Here is a 21,735-nt window from a genome sequence, read left to right as displayed (position 1 = left end):
GGCAGTTTCGGGTAAAATCTGATATGCTTTTTGTGCTTAAATTACTGTTGGCAGTAGTAACTTTTTTCAAAAACTGTTTTTTAAATAAAAGCTGTCAAGTGTGCCGGCGGCCATGCATACGAATGTACGCTGCCAAGAACACCCAATAATATAAGATACCTTCAATGAGATCGGACGTACGCGTATGAATACCCTAGAAAAGGTCCAAAAAAGCCTCACCCAGTTCAGTAAATCTGAACGCAAAGTGGCAGAAGTGATTCTGGCATCGCCCCAAACGGCCATTCATTCCAGCATAGCAACACTGGCAAAGATGGCAGATGTCAGTGAGCCAACGGTGAACCGTTTCTGCCGTCGTCTCGATACCAAGGGTTTCCCTGATTTTAAGTTACATCTGGCACAAAGTCTTGCCAACGGAACCCCCTATGTCAGCCGGCACGTGGAGGAAGATGATTCCCCAGAGTCATACACGACAAAAATATTTGAATCATCAATGGCTTCACTCGATACGGCCCGCCAAAGCCTGGACATCAGCGCCGTCAATAAGGCGGTGGATATTCTGACTCAGGCAAAGAAAATTTCTTTCTTTGGCCTCGGCGCCTCGTCCTCGGTTGCCCACGATGCCCAAAACAAATTCTTCCGCTTTAACGTACCTGTTATATGCTTTGATGATGTATTGATGCAGCGCATGAGCTGTATCAACAGCAACGAAGGTGATGTTGTGGTTTTGATTTCCCACACCGGCAGAACCAAGTCGTTGATTGAAATTGCCAGACTGGCCAGGGAGAACGGTGCCGCTGTTATTGCCATTACGGCCCGCAATTCGCCCCTGTCCGAGGAGTGCACCCTGGCCGTGACCATGGAAGTGCCGGAAGATACAGATATGTACCTGCCCATGGCCTCCCGTTTGGCGCAACTGGTGACCATAGACGTACTGGCTACCGGCTTTACGCTCAGAAGAGGACCTCGCTTCCGCGACAGTCTGAAGCGTGTGAAGGAAGTGCTGAAGGAATCCAGAATCAATAAAGAACCAAATCTGTAACTGATTTCCGCGGGGAATCACTGATCCCCCGCTCTCATTTGCTGAGATTCAGCCAAATGAGCATAAAAATAAAAGAGTGAGATAGATCATTTTGTTTGTAAGTTTCCTACATATCAGGTCAATGTCTGATAATATAGGGTAAGATTTTTTGAAACTTAACGGAGTATCTCATGTTCCGCAGAACCAAAATCGTGACCACCCTGGGTCCGGCCACAGATCGTGATGACAACCTGCGCAAAATTATCGCCGCCGGTGCCAACGTAGTTCGCCTTAACTTCTCCCACGGTTCACCCGAAGATCATCTGGAGCGCGCTGAACGCGTTCGCAGCATCGCCCGCGAACTTGGAGTGCATGTTGCCATCCTCGGCGATCTTCAAGGTCCTAAAATCCGGGTATCCACCTTCAAGGATAACCGTAAGGTGCAACTGCATCTTGGCCAGGCGTTCGTCCTTGATGCTGAGCTGGGCAAGGGTGCCGGCGATGAAAATCAGGTTGGCATCGACTACAAGGAATTGCCGGACGACGTTAAGATCGGCGACATTCTGATGCTCGATGATGGCCGTGTTCAACTCAAGGTTGAGCGGGTCGAGGGCCGCAAGGTACACACCACAGTGACAGTGGCTGGCCCCCTCTCCAACAATAAGGGCATCAATAAGCAAGGTGGTGGTTTGTCTGCCGCAGCCCTGACCGAAAAGGATAAGGCTGACATTATTACCGCAGCTCGCATCCAGGTTGACTATCTGGCCGTATCTTTCCCCCGCAGCGGCGCCGACCTCGATTATGCCCGTGAACTTGCCAAGCAAGCCGGCAGCAACGCCATGATAGTGGCCAAGGTTGAACGCGCAGAAGCGGTAGCTACGGACGAGGCCATGGACGATGTGATCCTGGCATCCGATGCCGTTATGGTTGCCCGTGGCGATCTGGGTGTGGAAATCGGTGACGCGGCCCTGGTTGCGGTACAGAAAAAACTCATCAGCCGCTCACGTCAGCTGAACAAGATAGTCATCACCGCCACCCAGATGATGGAATCCATGATTTCATCGCCGATGCCGACCCGTGCGGAAGTGATGGACGTGGCCAACGCCGTACTCGATGGTACGGATGCGGTAATGTTGTCTGCTGAAACGGCAGCCGGTGATTTCCCTGAAGAAACAGTGAAGGCCATGGCCAAGGTGTGCCTCGGTGCCGAGGAACATCCCAGCGTCAAGGTGTCAAAACACCGTATGGACGAGCGTTTCACCTCTGTGGAAGAAACCATTGCCCTGGCAACCATGTACGCGGCCAACCACCTGGATGGTGTCAAAGCCATCATAGCCCTGACCGAATCGGGTGCGACTCCGCAACTGATGAGTCGTATCAGCTCTTCCCTGCCGATCCTGGGTCTGTCGCGCCACGAGACTACTCTGGCCAAGATGGCCTTGTACCGCGGTGTTCAGCCGATTTATTTTGATTCCACCGCCTATGCCGCTGACGAGCTGGCATCAAAGGCCCTCGAAAGCCTGCAAAGCGCTGGTTATCTGCAAAGCGGCGACCTGGTGCTGATGACCAAAGGCGATGCCATGGAAACAATCGGTGGCACCAACACCTGCAAGGTGTTGATCGTCGCCTAGTCATAGCAATTGAGAGCGAATAAAAAGGGCGCACCAGCGCCCTTTTCTTTTACATCAAGAGTAATAAAAAACGCGCTTGAAGCGCGTTTTTCAATATGGTGTTACTTACAGACTGCAGAACTCATCCACATTGATGGCCGCCACGCGCAAAACATTGGCTCTGTTCAATGCTTCAAATTCCTCGTCGGAAATAACCTTGGCTTCAAGCGCTGCCTGATACAGCTCATCCTGAGGCAGCTTGCCTTTGAGTTTGCCTTCTTTCTGGGCCCGACGCAGTGTCTTGTACAATCCCTTACACTGATATTGAGCTTCAAATGCCGCTTCCACTTCGGCTATGCCACCCTTATCACCATCGAAATCAGGGCAAAGGAAAGTCAGACGTTCACGGGCAGGCCCGGGTTTGAGCATGGACTCGACCAGTTCCGAAGACAGCTTGTCACTTGGCAGATGGAAATGGTTGCCAAGGGGGAATATCAAGGCTCTGAGCAACCAGGATACGGGTTTGGATGGGAAGTTGCGGATAGCCTCATCCAATGCCTTTGCAGCCTGATGCAGGCGAGTTTGCATGGCATGGTGAACCGCCGGCAGATCGTCGTGTTGACGACCATTGTCCTCAAACAATTTCAATGTTGCCGAGCCCAGGTATAACTGACTGAGCACATCACCGAGGCGGGCAGACAACATCTCCTTGCGTTTAAGCTCGCCGCCCAATATCAACATCGCCAGATCTGTCGTTAAGGCCAGGGCCGCGGACATACGGGTCATATGCTTGTAATACTGGCGGGTATCACCGCTTACGGGGGCGCCAGCGAAATAGCTGCCGCTGAGGGCATTGCCCAGGCTGCTGAGGGCATTACGGCTGGCATAGGCCATATGCCCCATCAGCAAATTATCAAAACGCTCAATGGCTTCATCCTGATCTTCCATGGCAGCGGTTTCCATTTCCGCCAGCACATAGGGATGACAACGGGTCGCGCCCTGACCGAAGATCATCAGGCTGCGGGTCAATATGTTGGCCCCTTCGACCGTAATGGAGATTGGACTGGCCATAAAGCCGTGACCCAGGTAGTTCTTGGGCCCCAGTTGGATCCCCTTGCCGGATTGGATATCCATGGCATCGTTCATGACGTCGCGGCCAAGCTCGGTCATATGATACTTGGCTATGGCAGTGACCACCGAGGGTTTAACCTTGAGATCTATGCCCGTGGTGGTCAGGCGGCGGGCGGCTTCCAACTGGTAGGTATTGGCTATGATACAGGCCAGTGCTTCCTGTACCCCTTCAAAGTGGCCAATGGCCATACCAAATTGATGGCGCACATAACTGTAGGCCGTGGTGGTTTTGGTCGCCACGTGTCCCGTCGCAGTTGCCAGTGCCGGCAGGGAAATGCCGCGGCCTGCGGACAAACATTCAACCAGCATGCGCCAACCACGACCGGCGTATTGAGGACCGCCGATGATCCAGTCCAGTGGAATGAATACCTCTTTGCCACGGGTAGTGCCGTTCATAAAGGCCATATTGAGTGGATTATGGCGCGGGCCGATTTCTACCCCGGGATGACTGGTGGGGATAAGCGCACAGGTAATGCCCAAGTTTACCTTATCGCCCAACAAACCTTCAGGATCCTTCATTTGGAAGGCCAGACCCAACACGGTCGCAACCGGCGCCAGGGTGATGTAGCGTTTGTCCCAGGTCAGACTCAGACCCAGCACTTCTTCGCCGTTAAACTCGCGGCGACAGACTATGCCTTCATCGGGGATAGCACCGGCGTCGGATCCTGCTTCGGGTCCGGTCAGGGCAAAACAGGGGATTTCATCGCCCTTGGCCAGAGCCGGCAACCAGCGATCTTTCTGCTCTTGGGTACCATAGTGGGTCAGCAGCTCACCCGGACCAAGGGAATTGGGTACCATCACTGTCACGGCGGCACTGACACTGCGGCTGGCAAGCTTGGCCACTATGGTGGAGTTGGCATAGGCAGAGAAGCCCTTGCCACCGTATTTTTTGGGGATGATAAGCGCAAAGAAGCCCTCACGCTTGAAGAAGTCCCACAGCTCGGGGGGCAAGTCCTTGCGCTGCTGCACTATGTCAAAGTCATCGATCATGGTCAGGGCTGTCATCACCTGATTATCGATAAAGGCCTTTTCCTCCACCGACAAGGTGGGTTTACCGTAAGCATGGAGGGCGTCCCAGTTTGGTTTGCCGCGGAAAAGCTCCCCTTCCCACCAAACATCACCGGCTTCCATGGCCTCACGTTCGGTTTCGGACAAAGGGGGCAACACTTTCTTGAAAAAACTGAATACCGGGCGGGTAATAAACCGCATCCGGAGATCCTTGATTGCCAACACAGCCACTATGGCAATGATGACGAGTATCAGCAGGCTTGTCATAAGCAACCTTCCTTTTTATTGCGCTCAGACTGGAACAGCCACACCGGCCGCCATGTAGGGGATGACCTTGCGGATCACCGTTTCGATATTGTTTTGCTCACCAAAGTCAGCCTCGGCTATCTCGGTGAGTGCATCGGCGGAAGCCATGGTGAACACCACAGTGCCCAGGGTGAAATGCAGTCGCCAGAACATCTCGGCCGGTGGTATATGGGGCGCGCTCTGGCACACCACTTTCACAAACAGACTCAGGTGTTCACCGTAATGGGTAGTGATAAACCAACGCAGATGGCCCTGACTTTCAATATAGCCCCTGCCGAGCAGTTGCAGGAAAATGCGGGTGCCCTCGTGTCGCATCTTGTTAAGATCGAGCAAGGGGCCAACCAGGGCTGAAAATATCTCGTTCAGCGAAGCTGTCCCGTCACTGTCCTGCAACTTCTCCAGGGCCAAAGACGCCGCCGGCATAAAGACATCCAGATAGCGGGCGAGTACGGCGCGGATCAGTTCTTTCTTTGAACCAAAATGATAGTTGACCGACGCCAGATTGACCTCGGCCTTGCTGGTGATAAGTCGCAAGGATGTCTCGGAAAAGCCACGTTCGGCAAAGAGTTTTTCAGCTGCATCCAGAATTCTTGTTTTTGTATCGGATCGACTCGCCATTCCCTTACCTATAATTGATTAAAACACCCGTTTAAATTAATCATTGGGCCTGTGGTTGTCAAACACTATTGGTCTGAAAGGGCGGGATTCTTGTCGCTTTATCATCGAAATCTCTCTGTAATTTATGGTAATTCCCTCACTATTGGATAGACTGTTGCAAACAATAAACAGGGAGGCCCTTATGTCACTCACCCATCTGAAACTCACCCGCATCGCCGCAACCGTCGGTCTTGCCATCGCCGCTGCCGCCTGCACACAGCAGGAAACCACCAAGGCTCCAGCCCCGGCGGTAACCGAAGCGGCCAAGCCCACGGTCGCAGAAGCCAAGGCGTTCATCCAAAACGCCGAAGCCGAACTGGCCGCATTATCGCTGGAAAGCAATCGCGCTGAGTGGATCTACAGTAACTTTATTACCGAAGATACAGCGTCATTGTCGGCCGCCGTCGCCGAAAAAGTGACCGCCGCATCGGTTCGCTTTGCCAATGAAGCGGCCAGGTTCGTCGACCTGCCGTTGGATGCTGACGATGCCCGCAAACTTAACCTGCTGCGCAGCGCACTGGTGTTGCCGGCCCCCCTGGATCCGGCCAAAAACGCTGAACTGGCGAAAATCAGCTCAGAACTTAACGGCCTCTATGGCAAGGGCAAGTATTGCCTTAAAGATGGTCGTTGTCTGACTCAGCCCGAGCTGTCGGCCCTGATGGCAGAATCCCGCGATCCTGAATTGCTGAAGGAAGTTTGGGCCGGTTGGCGTGAAATAGCCAAGCCCATGCGGCCGCTGTTTGAGCGGGAGGTGGAGTTGGCCAACGAAGGTGCCAGAGATCTGGGGTATCCCAGTCTGTCTGAACTGTGGCGCAGCCAGTACGACATGGCTCCCAACGATTTTTCCGCAGAGCTCGACCGCCTCTGGGGTCAGGTTAAGCCCTTATATGAGTCGCTGCACTGCTATGTGCGCGGCGAGTTGAATCAACAATATGGCGATGAAGTCGCGCCCAAGACAGGCGCTATCCCTGCCCATTTGCTCGGCAACATGTGGGCTCAGCAATGGGGTAACATCTATCCCATGTTGGCGCCCAAGGATGCCGATCCCGGCTATGACGTGACCGAGTTGCTGGCCAAACAAGGCTACGACGAGCAAAAGATGGTGAAGCAGGCGGAAAACTTCTTTACCTCGTTGGGCTTTGACGCCCTGCCCGACACCTTCTGGCAACGTTCCCTGTTCGTTCAACCCAAGGATAGGGATGTGATCTGTCATGCCTCGGCCTGGGATCTCGACAACGCCGATGATATTCGTATCAAGATGTGTATCCAGAAAACCGGCGATGAGTTCAAGGTGATACACCACGAGCTGGGCCACAATTTCTATCAGCGGGCCTACAAGAACCAACCCTTTATCTTTAAAGGCAGCGCCAACGATGGTTTCCATGAGGCCATAGGTGACACGGTAGCCCTGTCCATTACGCCAAAGTATCTGCAGCAGATTGGTCTGCTGGATCAAGTACCCGACGCGTCCAAGGACATAGGGCTGTTGCTCAGACAGGCATTGGACAAGGTGGCCTTCCTGCCCTTTGGCTTGATGATTGACCAGTGGCGCTGGAAGGTATTCTCAGGTGAAATCAAGCCGGAGCAATATAATCAGGCCTGGTGGGAACTGCGTCAGAAGTATCAGGGTGTGATGGCGCCGGTTGAGCGCAGTGAAGCGGACTTCGATCCGGGGGCCAAGTACCATGTGCCGGGTAATGTGCCCTACACCCGCTACTTCCTGGCCCACATACTGCAGTTCCAGTTCCACAAGGCCCTGTGTGACATCGCCAAGGATGAAGGTCCGGTGCATCGCTGCTCCATCTACGGCAACAAGGATGCCGGTGCCAAGCTGAACGCCATGCTGGAAATGGGTCTCAGTAAGCCATGGCCGCAAGCGCTTGCGGTGGTTACCGGCAGCGAGCAAATGGACGCCAGCGCCGTTCTGGATTATTTCGCTCCGCTCAAATCCTGGCTGGATGAGCAAAACAATGCCGCCAACCGTCAATGTGGCTGGTAAAGTGACTTAAGTGAACAAAAGCCCGGGTTCCCGGGCTTTTTTATGTGATTGGCTCGGCAACTAACGGCTGCCATGGCCCTTGCTGTTGGTTTCCCTGCTGTGGACCCTGGCCTGGGCTGATTTTTCCAGCATCAGGTACAGGGCTCCTTTGCCACCGTCTTTGAGTTGGGCACTGTGAAACGCCTGAACCTCGTCAATTTGCGGCAACCAGGCCGCCATAGCAGAACGCATTACACCCTTGCCGTGAACCAATAACAGATTGCGCTCATCGCGGGCAATAACGTCATCTATCACTTTAAGCAGCAACAAACGGGCATCCAACAGCTTCATTCCACGGAGATCGCACTGGCGCTTGCTGCGGTACTTGCCCAGTTTCAAATGCCTGAACACCAACTGTTGTACCCCATCCCGGCAAAAGCTCAGCTCCACATCCGCCCCAATAGGCGGTAAATGGGTGGGATCGACCTCCAGCGGTGCCAGTCTGGCTTCAAGTTGAGCCAGCTTACATTTCCTGGCCTGTTCCTGCGGATCCGGAGCCGAAGGCGGTAAAGTTTGTTGTTTTAACGGAACCACATCGGCCATTTCGGCCCAAAACAACGCGTTATCCTGATCAGTCATGATGTGTCTCCTGTCTTGAACCACACAGCGGAGGCTACACACTTTGTAATGATCTGCTTCTTGGGTTACAGCAGGCCATACATTATAGTGATGTCCATGATAGCTGGAATTATTGTTTATGATGAGAGTTTTACTTTTACTGGCTGCCTTGCTGATGTCAATCGGCGCTTTTGCAGCCAATGCCATGGATGATAACAAGGCACTTAACACCAATTACCAAAGGTTCGTTGAGGCATTTCAAAGCCTGGATCCCGAGGTGTTGGAAAAAGTGTACGACGAGAATGCCTGTTACATTACCGACAAGCAGGACAGAGAGATAGTACGTGGACGTCAGGCCATAGTGGCCGTTTATCACGCCTTCTTTGGCAAAATAAAGCGCAAGAATGCCCGCATAGAAGTGGACTTCCGCTTACTTGAGCGGACAATCGAAGGCAACAGTGCGACAGACGTAGGTTATTACCTGGTTCGTTTTCACCCTGCCGCCGACACGGGTGAGCCCGTCAGTGAGTTCGCCGGAAAATTTGTTACAGTTGCCAAAAAGCAGAAAGACGGTGCCTGGTCACTGACCGTGGATTCCAATAACGGTGCCGATAGCCGCTTCTACTTTGATGCAAAGCCCGTCCCCAACCTGTATTATGGCGAGCAGTTTGTCAGAAGCCTGAAACCCTGAGTTATGAAGCAAGTCTGTCCCTGCGGCGGCGGTGATTATGAAAACTGCTGCCGTCCCTTTCACGCCGGAATGCGCCCTGCCCCCACACCTGAAACCCTGATGCGTTCGCGCTACAGTGCCTTTGTGTTGCAGCTGTGGGACTATTTAATTGCAACCCATCACCCGGACTATCGCCGGGATCTCAATAGCCAGATCCTGGCCGCGGGTCCGCATCCCCAATGGCTGGCCCTGAATATTAAAGAGAGCTCTATGGATGGGCACTCGGGTAAGGTCCACTTTATTGCCTGGTATAAGGATGGCAACACACTGGATGCCATAGAGGAAATATCGGACTTCGTACTCGAGCAGGGGCTGTGGTTTTACACTAAGGGACAGCACAGAGAGGCAGCCCTTCCCGGTCGTAACTCACCCTGCATTTGTGGCAGCGGTAAAAAATTCAAGCAGTGCTGTGGGCGCTAGACCGGCAAGCGGTTCGCGGGCACCTGATTTTCGTATAGAAACTGCGAAAACTCCGCTTCCCTGAGCGCCGGGCTGTAAAGAAAACCCTGTGCCTGATCGCACAGGCTCTTGGCCAGAAACGTTTCTTGATCTGTGGTCTCTACGCCTTCTGCTGTCAGTGACAGATTAAGGGCGCGCGCCATGGCGATAATGGCACTGACGATTTCGCGGCTTTCATGACTGACTGTCAAATCGGATATGAATGACCTGTCTATTTTCAGCTTGCTGATGGGGAATTGTTTCAGATAACGCATGGAACTGTAGCCGGTACCAAAGTCATCAATGGCCAGCCCTACTCCCAGTTCCGCCAGCTCCTGACATAGGTTGGTCGCGTAGCGAATGTCTTCCATCAGCTCGGTTTCGGTGATTTCCAGTATAAGACTCTTGGGTCTAAGCCGGTAACGACTCAGCAGTTGCCAAACCTGTTCGTACAGATTGCCGCTGAAGAATTGCCTGGCGGACACGTTCACATGCATGGACATGTCCAGATTGTGATGCTGCCACAGGTTGAGTTGGCGGCAGGCGGCCTCCAGAACCCAGGCGCCAATGGCGTTGATCATGCCGGACTGCTCGGCAATATCGATAAAGGCGCCGGGAAACAACACCCCTTTCTTGGGATGATGCCAACGGATCAGCGCTTCGGCCCCGGTGTAGCGATTCTGCTGTAAATCCCACAGGGGCTGGTAATAGAGTTCAAATTGGCGTCCGCGGATGGCGGTGTGCAGGTCGCGCTCAATCTGGGCATCGTCCTTAAAGGCACTGAGCAAGGTGCTGTTGAAGATTTGGATCGCCGTGCCCTGTTTCTTCTTGGCATGTTGCAGCGCGATATCGGCACAGGTTAGAGGCGCCACCAGGTTGTTGACAGCGGCCAAATCCACCGCCGCCAGTGCCGGCTTGGGGTCAACCTGTTCACGGCCGATAAACACCGGCGCGGCCAGTTGCTGATAAAGCTTGTTACGCAGGAATTCCTCTTCCTCGGACGGATCCGCCATCAGCACGGCAAATTCATCACTGCCGACCCGGGCTATTTCCTTGGCCTTATAGATATCGGCGAAATGTCGCAAGCGTCTGGCTATTTCAATCAGCAGGGCGTCACCCTGCTCATGGCCATAGGTATCGTTGAACCGCTTGAAGCCCATCAGGTCAACCAGCAGCAACATCCCCTGCTGGCTGCGCTCCAGTACCCGATTGAAATGCGCGCGGTTATACAGACCGGTTAAATTGCAGCGCCAGGCCAGTTTTTCCAACTCGGCCTGGTAGTTGTGTTGTTCGCTGTTGTCTTCCCCACAGACCAACACATAATGATTTCCGCGTTCGGTAATGAATTGACTGGCGTGATATTTAAGCCAATAACAGTGACCATCGGCCCGCTTCAGCTTGACTTCACCCTGAACATTTTCGCCCTTGAATATCCGTGCCAGCGTGGTTTCACCCAACTTGGGATGTTGCCGGAAAAAATCCATTTGCTTCAGGCCCAGGCCTATGACCTTTTCGGCAGGCAGGCCCGTAATACGGCCATGGGCGGCGTTCACATACTCGACCTTTTCCGTGTGCAGGTTAATCAACATGGTGACCTGATCGGATTGCTCGGCAGCAGAGCGGAACAACATCAGTTGTTCATCTTTGTCATCGGCCTGACGGGTCGCCAGTGTCAACGCCAATTGATCGGCAAGCTGGCTGCCCAGGTGAATATCAAACTCCGACCATAACAGTGGTTGACTGCGCTCAAGGCAAAGAATGCCTTCCAGGTGGCCATTGATACGGATGGCAAGATCGAGAGTGGAACGTATCCCCCGTTCAATAAAATAGTCATCGCGCAATTCGGATATCCGGTCATCCGATAGTGTATCTGCTACATCTATATGCCTGTGCTTGCGCAGCTCCTGCAAGTAACGGGGAGCATTTTTCAATGACGCGGGGCGCTTTTTCCCCTGGGGTAATACGGGACCGAAGAAGGCTATTTCCGCCTGGGTAGCCTGGGATTCATTCAATGACCAAACGCTGGCGAAAGACAAGCCCAGGTGCTGACACAGGAGTTCAGTCACCAGTTCAGCTGTCTTGGCAAAATCACCTTGCTGTTTAACGGTCGAGTTGACCACCAAATCAACAATATGCTGATGTTTGCGTTTTTTCACACAGATCCCTTAATTAACTGCGGGACCAGGCCCCGCAGAGGTTTTTATTCTAATTTTGCCGAGATTACAGTAAGTTCGTCACCAAGAGCAATATGGTGTTTCAGCCAGTTAATCCATTATCCAAAGCGAAAATCAATTTTTCGGCACTGACATCAAATTGCAAGACCAGGCGACAACCATTTGCCTCAGTCTCCAGTTGCGCCCGGCACCCCGGAAATCTCGCCAAGGCCAGCGTTGCCAGTTCCTTCGCCTTCACTTCGGCATCCACACCGGAAAAAGACAAGGTCATACAGGTATCCTGTTCGTCAAGCACAGTACCTATGTCAACAAAACTGCCGCAATCGTTGCAGGTATCGTTAATGGTTGAGGATTGCTGCTCTTCAATGCTCTTCATCTCTGCTCCTCTGTTCGATAATCACAATGGCCGCATTTTAAAGGTTATGGCAATACGGGACTGTGGCGCGGTTCAAGCTTGTGCCATCCGCTGCGCCAGTGCCCGCTGACCACTGAGGCGATCGTTGAAATGGGGAATCTCGGGCAGCGCGGGATGCTGTGGCTCAAGATAACGGGACTTGCACAAAGGGTCGGTATTGTTCAAGGCATCCAGCATGGTGACAGGAATCGGTCCCCGGGTGACCAAAGCCTCTGGCTTCAGCGCCTGTTGCAGCGCAAAACCACGCAAGCCCAATTCATGAAATTCACCGCCGTTATTGATCAAGGAGTCGTCGGCCACATCCGCGACCAGGGTTTGGGCCGGCGGCAATTCAAATTGGCGTCGCAGTTTGGCATCCACAGTGCCTTCTTCACCCAAAGTGAACTGGACCATGTCCCGGGCATCCTGGGATAGCATGGCCAACAGCAGGGCGAACTCTCCGCGACGACCATGCTCTATTGCATGGTTGAGGCGCTCGCCACACTGCAGTTCATTGATTAAAGGTGAAGCAATTTGCATATAAAAACGTCAATAAAACATATCCTTGTAACTTAATCGACCACTTGGCCAGTTACTTTAGGTTTTTTTAAGAATTTAGCCTTTACATATAAAACGAATCTGCTTACTATTGCCGCCGCAATTGAGGAGGGGTTCCCGAGTGGCCAAAGGGATCAGACTGTAAATCTGACGGCTCCGCCTTCGAAGGTTCGAATCCTTCTCCCTCCACCATTTGCCTACAATTTGAAAAGCGTCCAGTGACACATTGGAGGGGTTCCCGAGTGGCCAAAGGGATCAGACTGTAAATCTGACGGCTCCGCCTTCGAAGGTTCGAATCCTTCTCCCTCCACCATTTCACTGTTCGCAATTCGCCCCTGTGGAGGGGTTCCCGAGTGGCCAAAGGGATCAGACTGTAAATCTGACGGCTCCGCCTTCGAAGGTTCGAATCCTTCTCCCTCCACCATTTTCTCTCTCTTGTTTATTTCCCCTGTGATCTCCCCGGCAGCCGTTTTGGGCCAAAACCTTTTGTTGACCTCTAATTTAAAGCCGCTGTTAGCCACACTTTCCAGCGTTTGATCCGCCGCCACAATGGTGTTGCTGGCTTTTATATGCGATTTCATTATGATTTAGCCGATATGGTTATAACATTTTCGGAACCGCTATGAACAAGCACTGGGTAAACCAGGCCATTGCCAAAATTGATGCTGATTTCCAACGCAGTGCCGACACGCACCTGATCAAGCTTGAGTTACCCATGCTGGCAGGTATCGACATCTACCTGAAGGACGAGAGCACCCACCCCACGGGCAGCCTCAAGCACAGATTGGCCCGTTCGCTGTTCCTTTATGCCCTGTGTAACGGCTGGATTAATGAGGGCACCCCTATCATTGAGTCCTCCTCCGGCAGTACGGCGGTGTCCGAAGCCTATTTTGCGCGCCTGCTGGGCCTGCCCTTTATTGCCGTGGTGCCCAGAAGTACCGCCAAACGAAAGGTAGAGCAGATAGGTTTCTACGGTGGCCAATGCCATTTTGTCGATAAGACCTCGGAGATCTATGCCGAATCCGAACGTCTGGCCCGGGAACTCAAGGGCCATTACATGGATCAGTTCACCTTTGCCGAGCGGGCCACTGACTGGCGCGGCAATAACAACATTGCCAATTCCATCTTCAGCCAGATGGCGCTTGAGCCTAATCCTGTGCCGCGTTGGATAGTGATGAGCCCGGGCACAGGTGGTACCTCGGCCACCATAGGCCGCTACATTCGCTACCAGCAACTGGCTACCCGCCTGTGTGTGGTGGACCCGGAAATCTCGGTGTTCTATGACTATTTCCACAGCCGCGATGCCGGTCTGTGCCTGTCACAGGGCAGCAGAATCGAAGGTATAGGCAGGCCCAGGGTGGAGCCGTCCTTTATTCCCGGAGTTGTTGATGAAATGCTCAAGGTGTCGGATGCCAACTCCATCGCCACCATGCTGTGGCTGGAGCGTCTGATTGGCCGTAAAACCGGCCCCTCTACGGGTACCAACCTCTATGGCGCCCTGAGACTGGCAAGCCGGATGAAACAGGCCGGTGAAACCGGCTCAATAGTGACCCTCATCTGCGATCCCGGCGAGCGCTATCTGGATACCTATTACCATCCGGACTGGGTTGCAGAGCAGATAGGCGATATCAGTGGGGCCCAGGCGGCACTTGAGGAATTCAACCGAAGCGGCTTATTGGCCTGAGACAATAACGGCGACCCGAGGGTCGCCGTTATTGATTACAATCAATCGATATTAAGGTATTTGTGCGTTTGGATAGACAGGCGCCAATTACGGGCAATACAGGTTTTCATTGCCAGTTCCGTGGCCCTCGGCTTCTGACTGATGGGCTGGAGACAGATGGTCTTGCCACTGGTGTCCAGACCAAAGAGCAATTCGTCAAGCTCCTCGATATGCTTCTCCGTGGCTATGGGGTGCTTGATTTCATTGGCTCGCGCCAGAGCCTGCCTCAGCACGGGATAGCCCCCTTTCATATTGACCTTGGGGGAGACTGTCACCCAGGTGGCTTCGGAACACTTCACTTCAAAGGTGCCACTGGTCTCTATCTGACATTGGTAACCGGCCTGCTCCAGCCCTGTAGTTAAGGCGGTGAGATCGTACAGGCAAGGTTCACCGCCGGTGATCACCACCAAACGGGCGCTGAAGCCCTTGGCTTTGAAGGCCGAGACCAAGCTGCCGGCATCGTGCATGGCCCAGCGGCCAACAGTGCCATCGACCCGGATCACATCGGCGGGCGACACCCGATTCTGCTCCAACAGTTCCCAGGTCTGCTTGGTGTCACACCAACTGCAGCCCACTGGACAGCCCTGCAGGCGCACAAAGATAGCCGGCATACCTGTATGGCACCCTTCACCCTGGATGGTCTCAAAAACTTCGTTAACCGGATATGTCATGACAGGCCTCTTTGGTTGGGGCGGCTTTTATAGTGGATTTTTCGCCGGCTTGCAAGCCGGCTCACCGGCTGCGGCTTTGCAGCGTGACCCTCCTCGGGTAAACTGAGCTCCTGATATTTTGTTTGAAGTTCGTCTTATGTCAAAAGCAGTTAAGTCTAAAGCCGTTGTTGTTTTCAGTGGTGGCCAGGATTCCACCACCTGTCTTATTCAGGCCCTGGCACAATTTGATGAAGTGCATGCCATTACCTTCGACTATGGTCAACGCCATGTGGCGGAAATAGAAGTCGCCAAGGCCCTCACCAGCCGCCTGGGAGTGGCCAGTCACAAGATAATGGACGTGTCGCTGCTGGGCGAGCTGGCAATTTCCGCCCTCACCCGTGATGCCATTCCGGTATCCCATGAGTTGATGGACAATGGCCTGCCAAACACCTTTGTACCCGGCCGCAACATACTGTTTCTGACTTTGGCGGGGATATACGCTTATCAACTCGGCGCCGATACCGTAATCACCGGCGTATGCGAAACCGACTTTTCCGGCTATCCGGATTGTCGCAACGAATTTATCCAGGCCATGGCCAAGGCGTTGGTGTTGGGGATGGACAGACCTTTGGAGATCCGCACGCCGCTGATGTGGCTCAACAAAGCCGAGACCTGGGCCCTGGCGGACCGTTACGGCCAGCTGGAACTGGTGCGCCATCACACCCTCACCTGCTATAACGGCATTCAGGGGGATGGCTGTGGCGACTGCCCGGCCTGCCATCTGCGCAGCCGCGGTCTGGAAGACTACCTCAATCATAAAGACGCGGTAACTGAAGCTCTGGACAGCAAATGTCCGCGCTGAGCAGTCCGAACAAGGCCTGGTTGGCGCCGCTGATAGTTTCCCTGCTGAGCATTGGCCTCTTCATTTTGTCCCTGGACGATGTGTTGGCTTTTCGCCGCGACGCCATAGACCAGGGCGAATACTGGCGCCTGATCAGCGGTAATCTGCTGCACACCAATCATTGGCACCTGCTGATGAATCTGGCCGGTCTGTGGGTTATCTACAGTTTGCATCATTTTCATTACCGCATCTGGCCCTTACTGGCGCTGCTGTTGGCCCTGTGTGCCCTCGAAGGCCTGGGCCTGTATCTTGGCTATCCGCAATTGTGGGGCTACGTGGGACTGAGCGGGATCCTGCATGGGTTATTCGCCTTTGGCGCCCTGCTGGATATACGCCGGGGCTATAGATCGGGGTACCTGTTGCTGCTCGGCGTTATACTCAAGGTCAGCTGGGAAAACACCATGGGCGCCAGCGACGGTGTGACCGAGCTTATCGGTGCCAGGGTGGCCACCGAATCCCATTTGGTGGGTCTGGTATCCGGCATAACTTTGGGGCTCCTGTGGCTTGTGGCAGCAACACAGTTCAGGCCAAACAGAGAGCACATCGACACCGGCCAATGATCTCAGGAACAGTCCAAGCCAATAAAAAACGCGCCGGAGCGCGTTTTTGGTTTATATCTTGAGCAAGGTTTCCCTCAGCCTGTGTGCTTCGTCCCGCAGTGCCGCGGCCTGTTCAAATTCCAGATCTCGGGCATGCTGCAGCATGCGCTTTTCCAGCTCATCAATTTGCTGTGCCAGTACATGGGGATCGAGCCCCTGATACTTACCTTTTGGCTCAGCAACCTTGGAATACTCCCGGGTCGGCGCCTCACGTTCACCAATGTCCATCACATCGGTGATCTTCTTGACCACCCCTTTGGGGATTATGCCGTGTTCCAGGTTAAACAAGCGCTGCTTCTCACGGCGGCGTTCGGTTTCGCCCATGGCTCTGGCCATGGAATCCGTCACCCTGTCGGCATAGAGGATCACCTTGCCGTTCACGTTACGGGCGGCGCGGCCTATGGTCTGAATAAGCGAGCGCTCGGAGCGCAAAAAGCCTTCCTTGTCCGCATCCAGAATACACACCAGTGATACCTCGGGCATATCCAGCCCTTCCCTCAGCAGGTTGATCCCCACCAAGACATCAAAGACACCCAGACGCAGATCGCGAATGATCTCGACCCGCTCTACCGTTTCTATATCCGAGTGCAGATAACGCACCTTGATACCGTGTTCGTCCAGATATTCGGTCAGATCTTCGGCCATGCGCTTGGTCAAGGTGGTTACCAGCACCCGCTCGTTGACCGCGATGCGCTTGCGGGCTTCTGAGAGGAGATCGTCCACCTGTATGGCCACCGGCCTGACTTCCAGTTCGGGATCCAGCAGGCCCGTCGGTCTGACGACCTGCTCGGCAATTTCACCGTCACTTTTGTCCAGCTCGTAATGGCCCGGGGTTGCGGACACAAAAATGGTTTGCGGCATCAGGGCCTCAAATTCCTCGAATTTCAGCGGTCGGTTATCCAGGGCCGACGGCAGGCGAAAGCCGTATTCCACCAGGGTGGTTTTACGGGAGCGATCGCCCTTGTACATGGCACCTATCTGGGGCACTGTGACATGGGATTCATCTATGATCAGCAAGCCATCCGCCGGCAGGTAGTCCAGCAGGGTTGGCGGACCTTCCCCTTCATTGCGACCCGACAGGTAGCGGGAATAGTTTTCAATGCCTGAGCAGTAGCCAAGCTCGGTCATCATCTCCAGATCGTACTGCACCCGCTCGCCAATTCGCTGGGCCTCAATCAGTTTGTTGGCATCGAGCAACTGTTGCTTCCGATCGCGCAATTCCTGCTTGATAAGCTCAATGGCATCGAGGATTTTCTCCCTCGGGGTCACATAGTGGGTCTTGGGGTACACTGTGGTGCGGGCAATGCGTTTGAGGATCTGTCCCGTGAGCGGATCAAATTCACTCAGCCGCTCAATTTCATCGTCAAACAGTTCGACCCGGATGGCATCGCGCTCCGAGTCCGCCGGGAAGATGTCGATCACTTCACCACGCACCCTGAAGGTACCGCGCTGCAATTCCATGTCGTTGCGCTTGTACTGCAGTTCACTCAGGCGGCGTAAAATGTCGCGCTGCCCCATATGGTCGCCCTGGCGCAAATGCAGCAGCATTTTCATATAGGAGTCGGGATCGCCCAAACCGTAAATGGCCGACACCGAGGCAACCAGCACCACATCCTTGCGCTCCAGCAGTGCCTTGGTCGCCGAGAGGCGCATCTGTTCTATATGGGCATTGACCGAGGCATCCTTCTCGATAAAGGTATTGGACGCAGGTACATAGGCTTCGGGTTGATAATAGTCGTAATAGGACACGAAGTATTCGACGGCATTATTGGGGAAAAACTCCTTCATTTCGCCGTAAAGCTGGGCCGCCAGGGTCTTGTTGGGCGCCATGATAATAGTAGGGCGCCCCAGGGTTGCTATCACATTGGCCACAGTAAAGGTCTTGCCGGAACCTGTCACACCCAGCAAGGTTTGGCTGGCGAGCCCGGCCTCAAGGCCATCCACCAGTTTAGCAATGGCGGTGGGCTGATCGCCCGCAGGCTGATACTGGCTGTTTAACTCAAATACGGTCTCGGACACAGTTTTTCTTCCTTTATCTACCCAGCAGCACATTCTATCCCAGTGCAAGGAGATGCTGAAAGTCTGATATCCGATTGAAATTCTCTGTCATGCCGGTTCAAACCTGGCTTTGGGCGAAAACGCAAGTGAAATCCCACCCCGACGCACAAATTCATACACAAGATGTGGTTTCATACGGGTTACAATTCTGCAACAGCAAAAGCTGAATTCACCGCTGTCACAACAATTTCACTTGACATTGATTTAATTGATATTTTTATTTTGCAGGCAATTTTTAAAAATTTAAGTCCGCTCCAGTATGCACAAGGGTTTGGCGCCGATTATCGTGCCTAACCCACAGGGTTATCCACAGTTTTTGTGGAAAACTAGCCAAAGCCCTTGTGGCGTCTGGGTTTGCTGTATCCGGTCACTGAAACCGCTTGCTTTATTGCTGCTGAAATTTTCCTACATTTGTCACTGCTGACCTCGTATTCGCTGCAACTGCTACCGGGAACAGCATCAACACAGGCAAGCGCAAAGTTTAAATCGTAATTAATTCAGTGTTTTCCCGCTCAAATCTCCACCGTTATGGCTGATTTGCCGCCATGGTGAACATTAGATGAGCACTTAACAGGACAATTACACTTTTTTTGAATACGCGAGTTGACTCATCCGACGGCGCGTTTTACTATGCGCACCGTTCTCAGCGAGTGGTTGAAACAACGATTCCCCTGTAGTTCAGTCGGTAGAACGGCGGACTGTTAATCCGTATGTCACTGGTTCAAGTCCAGTCAGGGGAGCCAACTCATTGAGACGGTTTGGGTCAAACCAAACTCTGAAGTAAACAGAATTGTTCCCCTGTAGTTCAGTCGGTAGAACGGCGGACTGTTAATCCGTATGTCACTGGTTCAAGTCCAGTCAGGGGAGCCACTTCAGTAAGCGTTACATTGTTCCCCTGTAGTTCAGTCGGTAGAACGGCGGACTGTTAATCCGTATGTCACTGGTTCAAGTCCAGTCAGGGGAGCCACTTCAGCAAGCGTCTATATTGTTCCCCTGTAGTTCAGTCGGTAGAACGGCGGACTGTTAATCCGTATGTCACTGGTTCAAGTCCAGTCAGGGGAGCCACCTGCTCTTTCCGCGTTAAATCCTATTGATTTAGATTTTGTTTTTAGCATATTGCCGTTACAATCTATCGGATTTATTTCAGTTGACGGCTAGAATAACTAAAACGCTAAGCGACGGAACAAGTTATGGGTGTATCCAAATCCTTTCAAGCCTTTCTTCTACTACTCTTGTTCGCTGGCCTGGGTGCCCGCTACTTCCAAAGCAATGCTGCGTTGCAGGAACAAGGACAAAGGCAACTGAGCCAATATAAGCAGGCCATGTCCCAGTGGCAGACTTGGTCCGATGATGGCAAGAGCCTGCACAGTGCCATCAACACAAAATTTCCCCTGCACTTTTATCAATATACCGACGCGGTTGATGGCAGCAAAAATTTCACCCGTGGTCAGCTGCAAGCCGAGGCCATCGACAGCCAGCACCTGTTCAAACTTGAATTGAGCGATAACCGCGAACTCACCAACGGCCGATTGCAGGTCAAACTCGACACCGCAGCTCAAGTCGTCGCCGAATCACAACAATTTATGCAAACGGCAATGCTGATGCTGGCCCTGTATCTGGTTACCGCCATTGCGTTTGCCATAGCCATGTGGCGTTTGAAAAGCCGCATTAATTACGCCGCCGACTATGTGCGCAATCTGATGCAGTTTAACTTCAGTGCCCTGGCCACATCCCGGCTTAATGGTGAACTCAGGCCCCTTGGTGACGCCCTGGAAGATGGACGCACTGTACTGAAACGCAAAGTTGATGCCCTGACACTGGAAAATGAAAAGCTCTCCAAAGTGGCCTTTCAGGATGCGGTTACCGGCTTCAACACCCGTCACAGCTTCACCCGCAAGCTGGATGAAATCAGTAAATCCGACAAGACGCTCTTTGGTATGCTGGCCATGGTGCAGGCCACAGAACTGGCCAATATCAATCAGCTGCTCGGTCGCAGTGCCGGCGATGAATATTTGGCCAAAATTGCCGCCTGCGTACGAAAAGCCGCAACCAAGTTGCCCGATGCCGAATTCTATCGCATCAGCAGCGCTGATTTTGCGATATTTTTACCCGGTCTGGTGGTACGCGAAGCAGACAAGTTCTACGAACCATTCAAAGCCCTGCTCGATGAATATCTGCAACATATCAAAGTAGACTCCATTGCCTACACGGGTATGGTGCCCTTCCAGGCGGGTGGCGATCCCATACAGTTAATGGCATTGGCCGATGCCGCGGTCAGCATAGCCCAGACCCTGGGGCCAAACAGCGTGCAGTTGCTTGAGAAGCTCAGCGAAGAAGTGGAGTTGGGTGATAACAGATGGCGAACCGCCATCGACGATATTATTAACCGCCGGGCTGTGCGTTTCATGCAGCAGCCGATCCTGCCCTGTCGTTCAGAGGTTGAAGTCTACCGGGAACTGTTCGCCCGATTCTTTAACAGTGAAGGCAAATTCATGCCCACCTCCACTGTCATTGCCATGGCCGAGCGCCACGGTATGGCAATGGAACTCGACAAGCTGGTGGTCAATACCGTCATCAAACAGTTGCAGGAAAACCCCAACCTGCGCGGCAACTATGGCATCAATATCAGCACCTCATCGGTGTTGCAGGAAAGTTTTGTCAGCTGGCTCAAGGACAAATTGCAGCGGGACAGGCAATTGTCTGCCCGTCTGGTGCTGGAACTCAACGAGGCCGGGATGCAGGCCAACATTCAAGCCTCCCATAAATTTGTACGGGAAATGCACAGCGTCGGCACCCGGGTATCCATAGAGCGCTTCGGCATGGGCTTTACCTCTTTCAAATTCTTCCGCGAAGTCAGACCCGACTACATCAAGCTTGATGGCAGTTACAGCGAGGCTATCGATCAGGATGCCAACAACAAGTTCCTGGTGCGTATGATGGTGGATGTCGCCAGACGCCTGGGGATCAGGGTGGTCGCCACCGGTGTTGAACAACAGGTGGAAAAACTCGCCCTGGAAAGTTTGCTCATCGATGGCTTGCAGGGCTACTACATAGCCCAACCCCAAGCCTTGGGCAGTGAAGAACTCAACTGATGGCAATTTAGCCCGAAGAGGGAAACCCTGCTTTCTATATGTTGTTAATGATACTCAAAAAGCCGATAATACCGGTCACCTTTTGACTGTCC

The 21,735-nt window shown here is 53.2% G+C and carries 17 protein-coding genes and 7 tRNA genes; 16 read left to right on the top strand and 8 right to left on the bottom strand.

All coding sequences use genetic code 11. The features are described from left to right. Positions 1 to 184: 184 nt before the first annotated feature. Positions 185 to 1,039 (top strand): MurR/RpiR family transcriptional regulator, encoded by an 855-nt coding sequence (locus JYB85_RS08770; protein WP_207381872.1) that lies wholly within the window; start codon positions 185 to 187, stop codon positions 1,037 to 1,039. A gap of 170 nt (positions 1,040 to 1,209) precedes the next feature. Continuing rightward, complete coding sequence (gene pyk, locus JYB85_RS08765; protein ID WP_207322974.1) at positions 1,210 to 2,649, top strand: pyruvate kinase; 1,440 nt, start codon at positions 1,210 to 1,212, stop codon at positions 2,647 to 2,649. A gap of 105 nt (positions 2,650 to 2,754) precedes the next feature. Here the strand turns inward: pyk and JYB85_RS08760 are convergent, their stop codons facing one another. Together JYB85_RS08760 and JYB85_RS08755 are read right to left on the bottom strand one after the other, a co-directional pair. Next, entirely contained in the window at positions 2,755 to 5,034 is a 2,280-nt protein-coding gene (locus JYB85_RS08760) for an acyl-CoA dehydrogenase (protein ID WP_207381871.1), read from the bottom strand. A 24-nt stretch (positions 5,035 to 5,058) separates the two neighbouring features. Continuing rightward, a complete protein-coding gene (locus tag JYB85_RS08755; RefSeq protein ID WP_207326130.1) occupies positions 5,059 to 5,691 on the bottom strand; it encodes a TetR/AcrR family transcriptional regulator in 633 nt (210 codons plus the stop codon). 181 nt (positions 5,692 to 5,872) lie between these two features. On the opposite strand from JYB85_RS08755, the gene JYB85_RS08750 reads away from it, so the two are divergent. Then, complete coding sequence (locus tag JYB85_RS08750; RefSeq protein WP_207381870.1) at positions 5,873 to 7,729, top strand: M2 family metallopeptidase; 1,857 nt, start codon at positions 5,873 to 5,875, stop codon at positions 7,727 to 7,729. 60 nt (positions 7,730 to 7,789) lie between these two features. Here JYB85_RS08750 and JYB85_RS08745 read toward each other — a convergent pair whose 3' ends face one another. Beyond that, positions 7,790 to 8,347, bottom strand: a complete 558-nt coding sequence (locus JYB85_RS08745) for a Smr/MutS family protein (RefSeq protein ID WP_207381869.1) — start codon at positions 8,345 to 8,347, stop codon at positions 7,790 to 7,792. A 118-nt stretch (positions 8,348 to 8,465) separates the two neighbouring features. Here JYB85_RS08745 and JYB85_RS08740 point away from each other — a divergent pair, with 118 nt between their 5' ends. Both JYB85_RS08740 and JYB85_RS08735 read left to right on the top strand, forming a co-directional pair. Continuing rightward, complete coding sequence (locus JYB85_RS08740; RefSeq protein ID WP_323128516.1) at positions 8,466 to 9,017, top strand: YybH family protein; 552 nt, start codon at positions 8,466 to 8,468, stop codon at positions 9,015 to 9,017. A 3-nt stretch (positions 9,018 to 9,020) separates the two neighbouring features. Further along, positions 9,021 to 9,476, top strand: a complete 456-nt coding sequence (locus JYB85_RS08735) for a YchJ family protein (RefSeq protein WP_207381868.1) — start codon at positions 9,021 to 9,023, stop codon at positions 9,474 to 9,476. On the opposite strand, the gene JYB85_RS08730 is transcribed toward JYB85_RS08735, so the two are convergent. The 3 genes from JYB85_RS08730 to JYB85_RS08720 form a co-directional block, all read right to left on the bottom strand. After that, positions 9,473 to 11,650 (bottom strand): putative bifunctional diguanylate cyclase/phosphodiesterase, encoded by a 2,178-nt coding sequence (locus tag JYB85_RS08730; RefSeq protein WP_207381867.1) that lies wholly within the window; start codon positions 11,648 to 11,650, stop codon positions 9,473 to 9,475. The genes JYB85_RS08735 and JYB85_RS08730 overlap by 4 nt on opposite strands. A gap of 100 nt (positions 11,651 to 11,750) precedes the next feature. Then, positions 11,751 to 12,044: a DUF406 family protein gene (locus JYB85_RS08725; RefSeq protein ID WP_207381866.1), complete on the bottom strand. Its 294-nt coding sequence runs from the start codon at positions 12,042 to 12,044 to the stop codon at positions 11,751 to 11,753. Positions 12,045 to 12,116: 72 nt separating this feature from the next. Next, positions 12,117 to 12,602, bottom strand: a complete 486-nt coding sequence (locus JYB85_RS08720; protein ID WP_207381865.1) for a VC2046/SO_2500 family protein — start codon at positions 12,600 to 12,602, stop codon at positions 12,117 to 12,119. A gap of 125 nt (positions 12,603 to 12,727) precedes the next feature. Between JYB85_RS08720 and JYB85_RS08715 the strand changes: the two genes are divergently transcribed. The 4 genes from JYB85_RS08715 (at position 12,728) to JYB85_RS08700 (ending at position 14,304) form a co-directional block, all read left to right on the top strand. Continuing rightward, positions 12,728 to 12,812, top strand: a tRNA-Tyr gene (locus JYB85_RS08715). 36 nt (positions 12,813 to 12,848) lie between these two features. Further along, positions 12,849 to 12,933: transfer RNA gene (locus JYB85_RS08710), tRNA-Tyr, on the top strand. 26 nt (positions 12,934 to 12,959) lie between these two features. Further along, positions 12,960 to 13,044, top strand: a tRNA-Tyr gene (locus tag JYB85_RS08705). A gap of 198 nt (positions 13,045 to 13,242) precedes the next feature. Next, positions 13,243 to 14,304: a PLP-dependent cysteine synthase family protein gene (locus tag JYB85_RS08700; RefSeq protein WP_207381864.1), complete on the top strand. Its 1,062-nt coding sequence runs from the start codon at positions 13,243 to 13,245 to the stop codon at positions 14,302 to 14,304. A 41-nt stretch (positions 14,305 to 14,345) separates the two neighbouring features. On the opposite strand, the gene queE is transcribed toward JYB85_RS08700, so the two are convergent. Then, positions 14,346 to 15,014 (bottom strand): 7-carboxy-7-deazaguanine synthase QueE, encoded by a 669-nt coding sequence (gene queE, locus JYB85_RS08695; RefSeq protein ID WP_207381863.1) that lies wholly within the window; start codon positions 15,012 to 15,014, stop codon positions 14,346 to 14,348. A gap of 136 nt (positions 15,015 to 15,150) precedes the next feature. Here queE and queC point away from each other — a divergent pair, with 136 nt between their 5' ends. Both queC and rrtA read left to right on the top strand, forming a co-directional pair. Continuing rightward, positions 15,151 to 15,855: a 7-cyano-7-deazaguanine synthase QueC gene (gene queC / locus JYB85_RS08690; RefSeq protein WP_207322963.1), complete on the top strand. Its 705-nt coding sequence runs from the start codon at positions 15,151 to 15,153 to the stop codon at positions 15,853 to 15,855. Then, positions 15,843 to 16,454: a rhombosortase gene (rrtA, locus tag JYB85_RS08685; RefSeq protein ID WP_207381862.1), complete on the top strand. Its 612-nt coding sequence runs from the start codon at positions 15,843 to 15,845 to the stop codon at positions 16,452 to 16,454. Before queC ends, rrtA begins: the two co-directional genes overlap by 13 nt. A 51-nt stretch (positions 16,455 to 16,505) precedes the next feature. On the opposite strand, the gene uvrB is transcribed toward rrtA, so the two are convergent. After that, positions 16,506 to 18,512, bottom strand: a complete 2,007-nt coding sequence (gene uvrB / locus JYB85_RS08680) for an excinuclease ABC subunit UvrB (protein ID WP_228730238.1) — start codon at positions 18,510 to 18,512, stop codon at positions 16,506 to 16,508. A 706-nt stretch (positions 18,513 to 19,218) separates the two neighbouring features. On the opposite strand from uvrB, the gene JYB85_RS08675 reads away from it, so the two are divergent. The 5 genes from JYB85_RS08675 (at position 19,219) to JYB85_RS08655 (ending at position 21,643) form a co-directional block, all read left to right on the top strand. After that, positions 19,219 to 19,294, top strand: a tRNA-Asn gene (locus JYB85_RS08675). A 51-nt stretch (positions 19,295 to 19,345) separates the two neighbouring features. Beyond that, positions 19,346 to 19,421 (top strand) — tRNA-Asn (locus JYB85_RS08670). A gap of 21 nt (positions 19,422 to 19,442) precedes the next feature. Further along, a tRNA-Asn gene (locus tag JYB85_RS08665) sits at positions 19,443 to 19,518 on the top strand. 22 nt (positions 19,519 to 19,540) lie between these two features. Next, a tRNA-Asn gene (locus JYB85_RS08660) sits at positions 19,541 to 19,616 on the top strand. Between the two features lie 125 nt (positions 19,617 to 19,741). Next, positions 19,742 to 21,643: an EAL domain-containing protein gene (locus JYB85_RS08655; protein WP_207381860.1), complete on the top strand. Its 1,902-nt coding sequence runs from the start codon at positions 19,742 to 19,744 to the stop codon at positions 21,641 to 21,643. The last annotated feature ends 92 nt before the right edge of the window (positions 21,644 to 21,735 follow it).

It is taken from the genome of Shewanella sedimentimangrovi, assembly GCF_017354965.1.
Lineage (GTDB): Bacteria > Pseudomonadota > Gammaproteobacteria > Enterobacterales > Shewanellaceae > Shewanella > Shewanella cyperi.
Note: the sequence above shows the minus strand (reverse complement) of the source record. Positions and strands in the feature narration are given on the sequence as shown.

Bases quoted from the DNA above. Each gene is read 5' to 3' on its own strand.
- JYB85_RS08770 (WP_207381872.1), top strand. From the start codon at position 185: ATGAATACCCTAGAAAAGGTCCAAAAAAGCCTCACCCAGTTCAGTAAA.
- JYB85_RS08755 (WP_207326130.1), bottom strand. From the start codon at position 5,691: ATGGCGAGTCGATCCGATACAAAAACAAGAATTCTGGATGCAGCTGAA.
- queE (WP_207381863.1), bottom strand. From the start codon at position 15,014: ATGACATATCCGGTTAACGAAGTTTTTGAGACCATCCAGGGTGAAGGG.
- JYB85_RS08750 (WP_207381870.1), top strand. From the start codon at position 5,873: ATGTCACTCACCCATCTGAAACTCACCCGCATCGCCGCAACCGTCGGT.
- JYB85_RS08760 (WP_207381871.1), bottom strand. From the start codon at position 5,034: ATGACAAGCCTGCTGATACTCGTCATCATTGCCATAGTGGCTGTGTTG.
- JYB85_RS08735 (WP_207381868.1), top strand. From the start codon at position 9,021: ATGAAGCAAGTCTGTCCCTGCGGCGGCGGTGATTATGAAAACTGCTGC.
- JYB85_RS08720 (WP_207381865.1), bottom strand. From the start codon at position 12,602: ATGCAAATTGCTTCACCTTTAATCAATGAACTGCAGTGTGGCGAGCGC.
- rrtA (WP_207381862.1), top strand. From the start codon at position 15,843: ATGTCCGCGCTGAGCAGTCCGAACAAGGCCTGGTTGGCGCCGCTGATA.
- JYB85_RS08725 (WP_207381866.1), bottom strand. From the start codon at position 12,044: ATGAAGAGCATTGAAGAGCAGCAATCCTCAACCATTAACGATACCTGC.
- pyk (WP_207322974.1), top strand. From the start codon at position 1,210: ATGTTCCGCAGAACCAAAATCGTGACCACCCTGGGTCCGGCCACAGAT.
- queC (WP_207322963.1), top strand. From the start codon at position 15,151: ATGTCAAAAGCAGTTAAGTCTAAAGCCGTTGTTGTTTTCAGTGGTGGC.
- JYB85_RS08655 (WP_207381860.1), top strand. From the start codon at position 19,742: ATGGGTGTATCCAAATCCTTTCAAGCCTTTCTTCTACTACTCTTGTTC.
- JYB85_RS08740 (WP_323128516.1), top strand. From the start codon at position 8,466: ATGATGAGAGTTTTACTTTTACTGGCTGCCTTGCTGATGTCAATCGGC.
- JYB85_RS08700 (WP_207381864.1), top strand. From the start codon at position 13,243: ATGAACAAGCACTGGGTAAACCAGGCCATTGCCAAAATTGATGCTGAT.
- JYB85_RS08745 (WP_207381869.1), bottom strand. From the start codon at position 8,347: ATGACTGATCAGGATAACGCGTTGTTTTGGGCCGAAATGGCCGATGTG.